This is a genomic window from Actinomadura madurae, from assembly GCF_900115095.1.
GTDB classification, from domain to species: Bacteria; Actinomycetota; Actinomycetes; order Streptosporangiales; family Streptosporangiaceae; genus Spirillospora; species Spirillospora madurae.
Genome location: NZ_FOVH01000027.1, coordinates 43,307 through 55,862, shown reverse-complemented (window position 1 = coordinate 55,862; position 12,556 = coordinate 43,307). Strand labels below are relative to the sequence as shown.

Sequence of the window (12,556 nt, the reverse complement as noted above, 5' to 3'; positions counted from 1 at the left end):
GGTGACCGCCGCGTCGCCGACCTGCCCGACGGGCTTACGGAACCGGCGTGATGCCGCCGTCGATGCGGAGGTTGATGCCGTTGACGTAGCCGGCCAGGGGGCTGGCGAGGAAGGCGACGGCGGCGGCGATGTCGTCTTCGGCGCCGAGGCGTCCGCTGGGGTTCGGGGCGTACTCGGCCAGGACCTCCGGCTCCAGCTCGCGCCATTCCGCCGGGCGGCCCTGGGCGGCGGCGCGGTCCTCGAACATGCGGCGCATGCCCTCGGTGACGATCACGCCGGGGCTCACGGTGTTCGCGGTGATCCCCGACCCGGCGAGGTGGCGGGCGAGGCCGGTGGTCATGTTGACGACGGCGGCCTTCGCGGCGGAGTAGTCGACCATGTTCGGGAGGGGCGTGGTCGCGGCGCGGCTGCCGACGTTGACGATCCGTCCCCAGCCGCGCTCGCGCATCGGGGGGACGAGCCCGCGGATCAGCCGCACCGCGGACACCACGTTGCCGTTCATCGCGTCCAGCCAGGCGGACGGCTCGGCGGTCTCCCAGTCGTGCTCGGCGAACGGGCCCGCGTTGTTCACCAGGACGTCCACGCCCCAGCGGCGGGCCCGCGACGCGACCTCGGCGGCGGCCTCGTCGTCGGTGAGGTCGCCGAGCACGACGTCGCACTCGCCGCGCACGCTCTGCGCGACCTCCGAGGCCCGTCCCTCGTCACGGCCGTGCACCAGGACGGCGCAGCCCTCGCCGGCCAGCCGGCGGGCCACCGCCGCGCCGATCCCGCCGCTGCTCGCCGTCACCAGTGCGCGCCGTCCCGAGAGTCCGAGGTCCATGGCCGGAACCCTAGGCGGAGCCTCCGACAGGGAGGTCCGAGGACGCGGACACCTTGACGGGCGCCGGCGCGGGACCGTCCTCGCCGCGGCGGCGGAGCCCGAACCAGACGAGGACCGCGCTGGCCAGCGTCACGGCCACGTTCACGCTCAGCGCGAAGTGGAAGCCGGTCAGCTCCCCGCTTCGCGTCGCGGCGACCGCGCTGAGGATCGGGACGCCGGCGGTGATGGCGACCTGCTGCGTCATCAGGGTCAGCCCGGTCGCCAGCCCCTGCTCCTCGTTCGGCAGGCCCGAGGTCCCCGTGACGGTGTACGCCACGATCGCGCTCACGTGCCCGAAGAAGCCGATGAACAGCGCCGGGATCAGGATGACGAGCGCGATCCGGCCGGTGCCGAGGAACACCAGGGGCAGCGTCGCCAGGCCTTGCACGGCCAGGCCCGTGGTCAGGACGGCCCGCCCGCCGAAGCGCCCGATGACCCGTCCGCCGATCACCCCGGCGGCGACGGACGCCAGGCCGGGGACGCCGAAGACGGCGCCGGTGGCGAGCGGCGAGAAGCCGAGGACGTTCTGCAGGTAGAGCGTCGTCAGGAAGATCATCGCGGGCTCCATGACGAAGATGACGAGGCCCGCGTAGTTGCCCCACTTCACCGTGGGGCGGCGCAGGATGCGCACCGGGGCGAGCGGGGCGGGCGAGCGCAGCTCGATCACCCAGAAGGCGGAGAGCAGCAGGACGCCGGCGATGGCCGCGGGGACGTTCCGCTCGACGACCGCGTAGATCACGGCCAGCAGGCCGCCGGTCACGGTCACGGCCCCGGGCAGGTCCAGCCGTGTCCGGGCGGGACGGCTGCTCTCGCCGATCAGGGCGGGGGTGGCCACCAGGATGGCCACCGCGACCGGGACGTTGATGAAGAACGCCGCCCGCCAGCTCAGCAGACCGACCAAGGCGCCGCCGACCAGCGCGCCGACGGTGAAGCCGGCGGACAGCAGGGCGCCGTTGAACCCGAGGACGCGCTCGCGCAGCGCGCCCTCCTCGAACGTGCTGGTGATCAGGGACAGCGCGGCGGGCGCCGCCATCGCGGTGGCGAACCCCTGCAGCGCGCGAGCGGCCAGCAGGGTCTCGGGGCCGGACGCGAAGCCGCCGAGCAGCGAGGCCGCCGTCAGCAGCGCCATCCCGGCCAGGAACAGCCTGCGGCGGCCGAACAGGTCCGCCATCCGGCCGAACACCAGCGTGAAGCCGGCCGCGGGCAACGCGTAGGCGGACGCGATCCAGGACAGGTCGGTCACGTCCAGCCCGACGCCCTCCCCGACCATCGGCAGCGCGACGTTCAGGATCGAGAAATCGACGGACAGCATGAACCCGGCACCGAGCAGGACGAGAACGACCAGGCGCTGCCGGCCTTCGATGCGCGGAGGTGACATGGCTTCAGTGGACATGCGAGAACACACCTTCCACAAAGAACAGAAAATGCGCAGGTGGGGTGGTCAGGGGGCGTCTTGCTCGGCTTCTTCGGCGATGCGCTTGATGTTCGCCAGGCGGCGGTCCCAGTCGGCCGCGAGCGCGGCCATCCACCGCGCCGTCGCGTTCAGGGCGGCGGGACGCACCGCGTAGCGCACCTCGCGTCCGACCCGGCTGCAGGTGACCAGCTCGGCGGCGTCCAGGACGGCGAGGTGCTTCACCACCGCCTGCCGCGAGACGGGGAGCCGTCCGGCGAGCGTGGTGGCGGTGGCCTCGCCCTGTTCGGCGAGGAGATCGAGCAGGCGGCGCCGCGTCGGATCGGCCAGCGCCGCGAAGACGCTGTCGACCGACGCGACGCCGTCGCGCGGGGTGTCGGTCACGCGGCCTCGGCGCGGGACTTGAAGGCGTCCAGGACCTGGGGCCAGCCGCCCGAGTTGTCCTCCAGCGCCTTGCGGCGCAGGTCCTCGGAACCGGCCAGCAGCGCGAACCCGCTCTCGACGACGCGGAGCCGCGTCTTGGCGCCCTCGGGGGTCAGTGTGAACTCCACGAGGGTGCTGTTGTCGTCGCGCAGCTCTTCTCCGGGAAAGGCGCTGGCCCAGCGGTAGGCGACGTACGTCGGCGGCTCGACCTTCTCCACGCGCACGGGGAAGTCCCCGTACTCGGAGTTCTTCGCCACTGTCGACTCGCCTTCCTTGGCCGCGCCGGTCGGGCCCGGCTCGTCGTTCACCCAGAACCCGGGATCGGTCACCAGCGACCAGACCCGCTCCAAGGATGCCGCGATCAGGGTTTCGCGTTCAATCCGGTCCTCACTCATGTGATCGCTCCTCACTCGTACCGTTGTTGCAACCACAGGGTTGCACATGAGCCCATCGAGGCGCAACCCTACGGTTGCACTACCGGCATGTCCGGCATCAACAAGGCGGGGCGTCCGCCAGAGGAAAGACAGGACCGGCCGGACGGGCTTCACTCGCGGTGACGCGACCGCGAGAGGAGCCGTCCCATGCCGGAGAAGCCTGGTTCGGAGTTCTGGAAGGACCTCAAGCCGATCGAGAACTCGCAGAAGCCGGACGCGCTGCCGGAGGTGTACCTGTCCAAGGTCGCCACCGACGACGACCGCTACTACGTGCCGTTCACCGACACCGTCGGATCGAGGCCGCTGTGGATCAACGTGAAGGACAACACGTGGTCCGACATCCTGCGGTCCAAGGAGGCCGGGCTCGTCAACCGGCACTACCACCCGCACGAGGTGTTCGCCTACACCATCTCCGGCAAGTGGGGGTACCTCGAACGCCCCTGGACGGCGACGGCGGGCGACTTCGTCTACGAGGCGCCGGGCGAAGGGCACACCCTCGTCGCCTACGAGGACGAGGAGCCGATGAAGACGCTGTTCATCGTCAAGGGCCCGCTCATCTGGCTGGACGAGAACGGCGACCCGGACGGCTACTTCGACGTCCACGACTACATCGATATGTGCCGCAAGCACTACGCCGAGGTCGGCCTGGGCGCGGACCTCGTCGACTCGCTGTTCCGCTGAGCCTCCCGGCCACGACGTAGGCTCCGCCCGAGGACACCCCACCTCGGGAGGAGCAGACCATGCCGGCGCCCGCACCGATGATCTCCCAGGCCAGCACCGAGGACGTCGACCCGCGCGACCGCATCGACTACTGGGAGGACTACAACCGCAGGGCGCTGGTCGGGCTGGCCTGCACGTCCTACTCCGAGCAGGGGCTGCTGGCGCGGCAGGCCAACTTCCGGCTCGGGGACGTGCGGCTGGCCGACATCAGCGGCAACGCCCACGCCATCGAACGCACCCCGCAGATCGCCAGGGCCGTCCCGAAGGAGTCGGTGTTCGCGTCCCTGCTGGTCGAGGGCGAGGCGGTCTTCCTGCACGAGCACGGCTGCCTCGCCGCCACGGCCGGGGACCTCGTCCTGTACGACACGCGCCGCCCCTACCTGTTCGGGTTCTCCTCGTCCATGCGGCAGTTCCTGGTCGACGTCCCGCGCGAGGTGTTCGCCGAGCGGTGCATGGCGGGCGGCGTCCCCGCGCCCATGGTGTTCGGACGCGGCACGGCCCGGGAGGGCGAGCTGCTCCGGACGCTCCGCTCCGTCCTGGAGGCGCCGCACGCGACCGCCCGGGACGGCGTCCTGGACCTGCTCGGGCTCCTGGCCGCCGAGCGCGCCGGCGGACGTCCCGCGCCCGCCGCGTACCGGACCCGGCTGATCGTCGCCCAGGACTACATCGAACGGCACCTGCACGACGCCCGCCTCTCTCCCGGCCGGGTCGCCGCCGCGCTCGGGGTGTCGGTCCGGCATCTCGGCCGGATCTTCGAGCCGGCGGGCACCACCCCGTCCCGGCACATCCTGGAACGCCGCCTCCGGCGCGCGCACGGCGACCTCACCGCGCCGGACGCCGCCCGCGGGACCATCGCGGACGTCGCCTACCGCTGGGGCTTCTCCAGCCAGGCCCACTTCGCCCGCCACTTCCGGGCCCGGTTCGGCCGCACCCCCTCGGAGGTGCGCGCGGAAGCTTGCGCAGGTGAACGCCCACCTGAAGGATGAGCGCGACACTCCAAACAAAGGCGGCAACGTGGACATCACGGTCAGCTACCAGCCCACGCCGGACGAGGTGGTCCGGGCGTTCACCCGGGGTCTCCGGCGCCAGCTCACGGCTCTGTACGCGGTCCTGGTGTCGGCCCTGCTCGTGGGCTCCGCCGTCTTCTTCCTCACCGGCGAGCTGAAGCTGGGCATCGCGCTGCTCGTGTCGTCGGTCCTCGCGCCCCTCGCTGGCAACTGGTGGCTGCGCAAGCGTGCCAGGCAGCAGCTCGCGTTCCTCTGCGTCCCCACGACGCTGCGGGTGACCGCCGAGGGCTACGAGGCCCGCACCGACCAGTCCACCACGATGATGCGCTGGTCGATGCTCTCCGACGTCGCCGCGACCCCGGAGTTCTGGGTGCTCTTCGTGAGCAAGCAGCCCGCCGCGTTCCTCCCCAAGGCCGCCTTCGACCCCGCCCAGCGCGCCGAGATAGACGGCTTCCTGGCCGCCCGGACGCCGGTCGGAGCCAAGTGAGCCAGGTTCCGCGGCTCGCCACCACGTACAGCCTCGTCGTCCCGGACGAGGAGACCGCCCGGAACGGCGCCCAGGAGCTGGCCGCCCGCGGCCACGCGCTCGTTCGCGTCGCCCCCGCGCCCGGCTCCGGATGGCGGATCGACAGCCTCGACGAGGGGCCCTTCCCGGACGACGACGAGACCTGGTGGGCGGCCGCCGAGAACCGGATCGTCTCCCGGTTGAGCGAGGACCTGGGCGGTACCGTCCGGCTCTCGACGGCCTTGCCGGAGACGGCCCGCCGCTTCCTCCCCGAGGGAGAGACGATCTGCGACCGGACCGCCGGGCAGGTGCGGGACGCGCGCCTGTCGGCGCTCTCCTCCGAACCGGCCCGCGCGCCACGCCCGGTCATCGTCCACGATCTCGCGAACCCGGAGCCCTCGGACGGCCCCACGGGCGAGCCCGTCGTGCTGCTGGGTCTGGACGACGTCGACTGGGCGGCGCTGACCGGCGCCTACGGGCCGGCGGACGACGTCCCGGACATCTTGCGGGGCCTCGCCGCCAACGACGAGGCGTGGGACGAGTTCACCGAGGAGTACTTCAGCACGGTCGTCCATCAGGACACCTGCTACGACTGCACCCCGGAGACCGTCGGGTTCCTCGTGCAGCTCGCCCGCGCACCGCGGCTGACCCCCGAGTACCGCCTGGACCTGCTGATCCACCTGGCCTACATCGCCACCATCGACCCCGTGCCGGTCACCGCCGAGGCCGGCACGAACGAGGCCGGCTCGTACGAGGCCGCCTCATGCCGGGCCGTCATCGAGCGGATTCCCGACCTCATGGCGCTCTGGCCGGACGCGTCCGCGTCGGCACGCGCCTGGCTGATCGTTCTGGCGGCCCTGGGCATGGACGGCGGCGCGCCGCCCGAGTTCGAGGCGTTCCGGCGTCGGGTCGAGGGGCCGAGCCCGGCGCTGGACCTCGCGCTCGCCCTGGTCTCCGGCGACGAGGACGGCGCGCTCAAGCTGACGATCGCCGCGGCCTCATGGGACCAGCGGGTCCCGCCGCTGCTGGAGGCTCCGATCCCGCTGCGGGCCCGCCATCTGAAGGTTCTCGTCCACCTCGCCCTGGAAGAGCTCACCCCGGCGAGGTAGCCGTTTCAACGGCCCTGGAAGTCGGGGGGACGGTTCTCCAGGAAGGCCGTGATGCCTTCCTTCGCGTCGTCGGTGGCGGCCAGGTGGACGAGTTCGCCGAGCAGGTGCTCGACCTGGTCCTCCAGGGGGCGGCCTTCGATGGCGAAGAAGGCGTCGCGGCCCCGGCTCAAGCCCAACGGGCTCTTGGACGCGATGACACGGGCCAGCTCGTCCACGCGGGCGTCGAGGTCGGCGCGCGGGACGACCTCGGTGACGAGGCCGATCTCGCGGCCCTCGGCGGCGGTGATGCGGGCGCCGGTGTAGTAGAGCTTGAACGCGTGCTTGGGCGCGACGTTCCGGTTGATGATCGCCATGATCATCATGGGCCAGAGGCCGACGTTGACCTCGGGGGTGGCGAGCTTGACGTCGTCCGCGGCGATCACCAGGTCGCACGCGGCGGCGAGGCCGAGGCCGCCCGCGACGGCGTGGCCGGCGAGCCGCGCGATGATCGGCTTGCCGAGCGCGGGGAAGGCGGTGAACAGGCGGAACGGCGCGCTCTCCCGGATGGCGGAGGCGTCGGCGACCGAGCGGCCGTCCGCCTGGGCCCGGCCGAGGCCGCCGAGGTCGGCGCCGGCGCAGAACGCGCGGTCGCCGGCGCCCGTCAGGACGATCACCCGGACGCCGTCGTCGGCCTTGGCGCGCTCGAACGCGTCGAGCAGCTCGCCGGTCATCCGGTCGCTGAGCGCGTTGCGGGCGTCGGGGCGGTTCAGCGTGATCCGCGCGATCCGCTCGTCCACCGAATAGAGGATCGTCTCGTACATGCCCCGCCCCTTTTCCGCCGGTGAACCGCGAACCGCCCCTCAGAGCATGCCGCATGCTCCGAGGGGCGGTGCCGCGCGGTGCGTCAGACGCGCTCGATGATCGTGGCGTTGGCCTGGCCGCCGCCCTCGCACATCGTCTGGAGACCGTAGCGGCCCCCGGTGCGCTCCAGCTCGTGCAGCAGCTTGGTCATCAGGATGCCGCCGGTGGCGCCCAGCGGGTGCCCGAGGGCGATCGCGCCGCCGTTGGGGTTGGTCTTCTCCAGGGACGCGCCGGTGTCGTGCGCCCACGCCAGCGGGACGGGGGCGAACGCCTCGTTGACCTCGAACACGTCGATGTCGTCGATCTTGAGGCCGCCGCGGTCCAGCGCCTTCTCGGTCGCCGGGATCGGGCCGGTCAGCATGTAGACCGGGTCCGAGCCGCAGACGGCGAGGGTGTGGATGCGGGCGCGCGGCGTCAGGTTGTGCCGCTTGACGGCCTCCTCGGACGCGATCAGCAGCGCGGACGCGCCGATGGAGATCTGCGAGGCGACGGCCGCGGTGATGACGCCGCCCTCGCGGAGGGTCTTCAGCCCGGCCATCTTCTCCAGCGTGGTGTCGGGGCGGGCGCCCTCGTCCTTGGACAGCCCGGCGATGGGGGCGACCTCCCGGTCGAAGTAGCCGGCCTCGATGGCCTTGGCGGCGCGCTGGTGGCTCTCCAGCGCGAACTTCTCCAGGTCCTCGCGGGTGTGGCCCCACTTCTCGGCCATCATCTCCGCGCCGCGGAACTGGGAGATCTCCTGCATGCCGTAGCGCTCGGCCCAGCCCTCGCCGTACGGGAAGGGCATGCCCTTCTCCAGGGCCATGGCGACGGACGAGCCCATCGGGACGACCGCCATCTGCTCGATCCCGGACGCGACGACGAGGTCCTGGGTGCCGGACAGGACGCCCTGCGCGGCGAAGTGGATCGCCTGCTGGGACGACCCGCACTGCCGGTCGATGGTCACGCCGGGCACGGTCTCCGGCAGCCCGGCCGACAGCCACGCGGTGCGGGCGATGTCGAGGGACTGCGGGCCGACCTGCATGACGCAGCCGGTGATCACGTCTTCGACCGCGGAGGGGTCGACGCCGGTGCGGTTGACGAGCTCCTTGAGCACGTGGGCCCCGAGATCGGCGGGGTGGACGTCCTTCAGGGCGCCCTTCTTGGTACCGACGGGGGTACGGACCGCGCCGACGATGTACGCCTCGGCCACTGCGCCTCCAAGTTGTGGGGTTCCGTCCCGAAACCGAGTGAGATTCGGTCGTCAGTATGAGATTACATCCCCGAGGGCGCAACACCATGTGAGCTGAGTCTCGGACGCCATGCCCATCCTCCGCTCCGCGGCCTGTGGCTACCCGCCCCGCTCCGCGGCCCGCGGCTCGGGGCGCAGGACCGCGCCGTCCGCCTCGTCGCCGAGGGACGCCTCGGCGAGCCGCCGCAGGACGTCCGCCAGCTCGGGATGCTCCTCTGGTGCCCACCCTTCCAGGTGCCGGGCGAGGCCCTCGCGGCGCGCGGCGAACAGGCGCCCCGCGGCGGCCTCCCCGGACGGCGTGATCGCGAGGACCCCGTCCTGCCGCCGGACGTACCCGGCGTCGACGAGCAGATCCACGTACGGGCGGCCGTGTTCGACGGCGACGCCCGCGCGGTCGGCGAGGTCCTGGCCGCTGACCGTCCCGTCCTTGGCGATCCGGCACAGCGCCCACACGCTGCCCGCGGGCAGCGAGACCCCGGAGAGCGCGCCCAGCCGGTCGTAGAGCTCGAAGGCCGTGGCGTCCTTGCGCATCAGCTCGCTCAGGGCGCGCTCGATCTCGTGCCTGGACGACCGGACGGTCGGCGCCGCCCCGAAGCCCTCGCCGTAATCGCGCGCCTGCGCGGTCGCCCGCAACGGCACCTCGCGCAGGAACCACGTCAGCACGCACGCGACCGCCACCACCGGGACGGCCCAGAGGAACACCGAGTCGATCGACTGCGCGTAGGCGTGCAGGACGTCCTGCTTCACCGCCGCGGGAAACCCGTCGAGCACGCCGGGATCGCCCTGCACCGCCGCAGGGTCGAAACCGGGCGGCAGGACCCGCGCCAGATCCTCGACCTGGTCGGCCAGCCGGCTGCTGAAGACGGACCCGAACACGGCGACGCCGAACGACCCGCCGATCTGCCGGAAGAACGTGACGCCGGACGTCGCGGAGCCGAGGTCCTTGTACGACACCGCGTTCTGGACGGCGATGACCAGCACCTGCAGGACGAGCCCGAGCCCGAAGCCGAGCAGCGCGAACCGCAGGCTCATCGAGAGCGTGGACGAGTTCTCGTCCAGTCGCGAGCACAGGTACAGCGCCACCGCGATGACCGGGGCGCCGATCACGGGGAACACCTTGTAGCGGCCGAACCGGCTGATCAGCTGGCCGGACCCGACCGAGCTGACCAGCAGGCCGAGCATCATCGGCAGCAGGTGCACCCCGGACAGCGTCGGCGAGATGCCGTGCACCACCTGGAGGAAGATCGGCAGGAACGTCAGCGCGCCGAACATCGCGAAGCCGACCGCGAAGCTGATCGCCGCGCCGAGCGCGAACACCGGGTTCGCCAGCAGCGCCGGCGGCATGACCGGCTCGGCGGCGCGCCGCTCGACGAGCAGCCACACCGCGATGAGGGCCACCGAGCCGGCGGCGAGCCCGATGATCGGCGCCGACGCCCAGGCGTAGCGCGTGCCGCCCCAGGTCGTCATCAGCACGAGCCCGACCGCCCAGCCGACGATCAGCACCGTGCCGAGGTAGTCGATGCGGTGCCGCTCCCGCTCGCCCGCCGCGCGCAGCACGGCGGCGATCACCGCGAGTGCCAGCACCCCGATCGGCAGGTTGATGTAGAACACCCAGCGCCACGACAGGTTGTCGACGAACCAGCCGCCGAGCAGCGGCCCGCACACGCTGGACACGCCGAACACCGCGCCGAACAGCCCCTGGTAGCGCCCCCGCTCGCGGGGCGGCACCACGTCCCCGACGATCGCGACGGCGAGCACCATCAGCCCGCCGCCGCCGAGGCCCTGGAGGGCGCGGAACCCGATCAGCTCCGTCATGTCCTGCGAGAGGCCGCACAGCGCCGACCCGACCAGGAACAGCACGATCGACGCCTGGAACAGCCGCTTGCGCCCGTACTGGTCGCCGAGCTTCCCCCACAGCGGCGTCGAGGCCGTGGCCGCCAGCAGGTACGCCGTCACGACCCACGACAGGTGGTTGAGCCCGCCGAGGTCGCTGACGATCGTCGGCAGCGCCGTCGACACGATCGTCTGGTCCAGCGCCGCCAGCAGCATGGCGAGCATGAGGGCGCCGAGGATGACGTAGAGGTCCCTGCCCTTCGGCATGGCCCGCTCGTCCCGCGCCTCCACCGCCGCAGTCATGCCGCCCCCCTGCCGCCCGCATGCCGGGTGTGCTGGGGGCAGGTCTACCCAGCGGGGAGACCGGATCACCCCGGCCGGCGGCGCGGGGGGCGGCAGGGGCGGCGGGTCAGTGCAGCAGGTCGCGGACGACCTTCGCGGCCCCCACGGCGGCCGCTCCGCCCGCCACCGCGACGGTTCCCGCGGTGACCCAGATGGGGAGGCCCTTGCGGGTCTTCAGCCCGCTCACGAGGTCGAGCGAGTCGACGGCGAGACCGAGCCGCGCCCACATCCGCCGCCCGGAGTCCTCGCCGCTGAGCAGGTAGCCGGCGCCCACGGCGATCTCCCGGGCGCCGAACATCCGGACCATGTAGTCGCGGCCCGGGTCGGCGCCGCCGCTCAGCCCCGCCACCTTCACGGTCAGCCTCGGCGCGGCGAACGCCGCGACCCCGAGGGCGACCCGTCCGCGCGCCAGGGCGGTCATCATTTCGTCGACCTTGTCCCGGCCGTCTTCTTCCTTCGCATCTGCCACACCTGTGAGATTAGCGGCCCCCACTCATCCCTCAACCGGCAGGTAACCCGTTCCTTACACGTCTATCGTCAGAGGAGGCGGCACTCCCCCGGAATGAAGGTGGCCATGGAAGGCATCCTCGCCCTCATCGTCGTGTCACTCCTCGCCGCGTTCTGCGTGCGGTGGGCCGCGGTGCGGCTCCGGCTGCCGATGCCCACCCGGGCCGCGGTGATCATCGTGTTCGTGCTCGTCGTGCTGGCCCTGTACGGGCAGTACCTCCAGGGCTGAGCGGAGCGAACCGGGGTGACCGGCCGGTGAAATTTTCCGGCCGATCACGAACCTCCCGGGCCGGCCGTGAGTCATAACAGGCGAAACCGGCTTCACGCTCGTTCGACGCCCTCCCCGGGCCGATGCGTCTCACCCGCCCCGGTGAGTCCCCCGGCGCGCATCCCCCGCGGCGGACGCGAACGGTACCCCGTCCGGCGAAGCCGGCCCGAGCCGAGGGAGAGCACCCGTGCCGCATCCGGCGACCACCGTCCAGGAGACCGGTGGCACGATCGCCCCGCACCTCAGGCGCCTGCTGGAGTTCGTCGAGCCCGACCGCGACGACGTCTGCCTGGACGTGGCCCGCGGCGGCGGCCCGATGCCGGCCGCGCTCGGCCCCCAGGTCCGGCACATGACCGCGGTGGACGCGATGCCGGCGCCGTCCGCGGCCGACCGGCACCGCGACGGCGGCCGGATGGGGACGGTCGAGTTCGGGACGGGCCCGGTCCGCATCACCGGCGACGCCCGCACCCGCGAGGGGCGCGGCCGCACCGCGGGCGGCACCCGGGCCGACGGCGACCTGTTGCCCGCGTCCGCGACGCGCGAGGAGCGCAGACCGCGCCGCGGCGGCCCCGACCAGCGCACCACGATCAAGGCGGACGCCGCCGCGCTGCCCTACCGGGACAACTCGTTCTCCCTGGTGACGGCCCGTTTCTCGCTCTACAACCTGGGCGACCCCGACCACGTCCTGCGCGAGCTGCTGCGGGTGTGCCGGCCCGGCGGCCGGGTCGTCATCGCCGACCTCGTCCGCGGCAACCTCGCCGGGCCCGAGCGCGACCGGATCGAGCGGCTCCGCGACCCCGGCCACCCCGGCACCCCGTCCATCGCCCGGCTCACCGAGATGATCACCTCGGCGGGCGGGAGCATCCGGCGCCTGGACGTGTTCACCGTGGAGCGCCCCGTGGAGCCGTGGCTCGCCGGGACCGGCGAGGCGGCGGCCGAGCGGATCCGCACCGCCCTCCTCAGCGAGGTGGACGGCGGCCCCCGCACCGGCTCCAAGCCCCGCATCATCGGCGGCGAGCTCTGGTTCACCCAGTCCTGGGCGCACGTGGCCGCCGAGCCGATCCCCTAGA

Annotated in this window: 14 protein-coding genes; 6 read left to right on the top strand and 8 right to left on the bottom strand. The window is 72.6% G+C overall.

Going from position 1 to position 12,556, the window contains the following annotated elements:
* Positions 1 to 34 precede the first annotated feature (34 nt).
* Genes BM339_RS44030 through BM339_RS44015 form a run of 4 tightly spaced genes read right to left on the bottom strand, consistent with a single transcriptional unit; the run spans position 35 to position 3,088 of the window.
* The gene (locus tag BM339_RS44030; RefSeq protein WP_021592775.1) at positions 35 to 820 is read right to left on the bottom strand and encodes an SDR family NAD(P)-dependent oxidoreductase; all 786 of its coding nucleotides are present in this window, start codon (positions 818 to 820) and stop codon (positions 35 to 37) included.
* A gap of 10 nt (positions 821 to 830) precedes the next feature.
* Entirely contained in the window at positions 831 to 2,252 is a 1,422-nt protein-coding gene (locus tag BM339_RS44025; RefSeq protein WP_075024694.1) for an MFS transporter, read from the bottom strand.
* Positions 2,253 to 2,300: 48 nt separating this feature from the next.
* A complete protein-coding gene (locus BM339_RS44020; RefSeq protein ID WP_021592777.1) occupies positions 2,301 to 2,654 on the bottom strand; it encodes an ArsR/SmtB family transcription factor in 354 nt (117 codons plus the stop codon).
* On the bottom strand, positions 2,651 to 3,088 hold the full coding sequence (locus BM339_RS44015) for an SRPBCC domain-containing protein (RefSeq protein WP_021592778.1): 438 nt from the start codon (positions 3,086 to 3,088) through the stop codon (positions 2,651 to 2,653). The genes BM339_RS44020 and BM339_RS44015 overlap by 4 nt, the downstream gene beginning before the upstream one ends.
* A 186-nt stretch (positions 3,089 to 3,274) precedes the next feature.
* On the opposite strand from BM339_RS44015, the gene BM339_RS44010 reads away from it, so the two are divergent.
* The 4 genes from BM339_RS44010 to BM339_RS50450 are packed head-to-tail and all read left to right on the top strand — an operon-like array spanning position 3,275 to position 6,468.
* Positions 3,275 to 3,808, top strand: a complete 534-nt coding sequence (locus BM339_RS44010) for a 2,4'-dihydroxyacetophenone dioxygenase family protein (RefSeq protein WP_075024693.1) — start codon at positions 3,275 to 3,277, stop codon at positions 3,806 to 3,808.
* Between the two features lie 59 nt (positions 3,809 to 3,867).
* Positions 3,868 to 4,833, top strand: coding sequence for a helix-turn-helix domain-containing protein (locus tag BM339_RS44005; protein ID WP_075024692.1), 966 nt, complete (start codon positions 3,868 to 3,870; stop codon positions 4,831 to 4,833).
* Positions 4,811 to 5,341, top strand: a complete 531-nt coding sequence (locus BM339_RS44000) for a YcxB family protein (protein ID WP_256255825.1) — start codon at positions 4,811 to 4,813, stop codon at positions 5,339 to 5,341. The genes BM339_RS44005 and BM339_RS44000 overlap by 23 nt, the downstream gene beginning before the upstream one ends.
* Positions 5,338 to 6,468, top strand: a complete 1,131-nt coding sequence (locus BM339_RS50450) for a hypothetical protein (protein ID WP_075024690.1) — start codon at positions 5,338 to 5,340, stop codon at positions 6,466 to 6,468. Before BM339_RS44000 ends, BM339_RS50450 begins: the two co-directional genes overlap by 4 nt.
* 5 nt (positions 6,469 to 6,473) lie before the next feature.
* Here the strand turns inward: BM339_RS50450 and BM339_RS43990 are convergent, their stop codons facing one another.
* From BM339_RS43990 to BM339_RS43975, 4 genes are all read right to left on the bottom strand, one after another.
* Complete coding sequence (locus BM339_RS43990; RefSeq protein WP_021592783.1) at positions 6,474 to 7,268, bottom strand: enoyl-CoA hydratase/isomerase family protein; 795 nt, start codon at positions 7,266 to 7,268, stop codon at positions 6,474 to 6,476.
* An 83-nt stretch (positions 7,269 to 7,351) separates the two neighbouring features.
* Complete coding sequence (locus tag BM339_RS43985) at positions 7,352 to 8,497, bottom strand: acetyl-CoA C-acetyltransferase (RefSeq protein ID WP_021592784.1); 1,146 nt, start codon at positions 8,495 to 8,497, stop codon at positions 7,352 to 7,354.
* Positions 8,498 to 8,635: 138 nt separating this feature from the next.
* Positions 8,636 to 10,672: an MFS transporter gene (locus BM339_RS43980; RefSeq protein WP_111832232.1), complete on the bottom strand. Its 2,037-nt coding sequence runs from the start codon at positions 10,670 to 10,672 to the stop codon at positions 8,636 to 8,638.
* 106 nt (positions 10,673 to 10,778) lie between these two features.
* On the bottom strand, positions 10,779 to 11,180 hold the full coding sequence (locus BM339_RS43975; RefSeq protein ID WP_033332308.1) for a hypothetical protein: 402 nt from the start codon (positions 11,178 to 11,180) through the stop codon (positions 10,779 to 10,781).
* Positions 11,181 to 11,285: 105 nt separating this feature from the next.
* Between BM339_RS43975 and BM339_RS50445 the strand changes: the two genes are divergently transcribed.
* Entirely contained in the window at positions 11,286 to 11,447 is a 162-nt protein-coding gene (locus BM339_RS50445) for a hypothetical protein (RefSeq protein WP_177287920.1), read from the top strand.
* A gap of 226 nt (positions 11,448 to 11,673) precedes the next feature.
* The gene (locus tag BM339_RS43970; RefSeq protein ID WP_024935636.1) at positions 11,674 to 12,555 is read left to right on the top strand and encodes a class I SAM-dependent methyltransferase; all 882 of its coding nucleotides are present in this window, start codon (positions 11,674 to 11,676) and stop codon (positions 12,553 to 12,555) included.
* The last annotated feature ends 1 nt before the right edge of the window (position 12,556 follow it).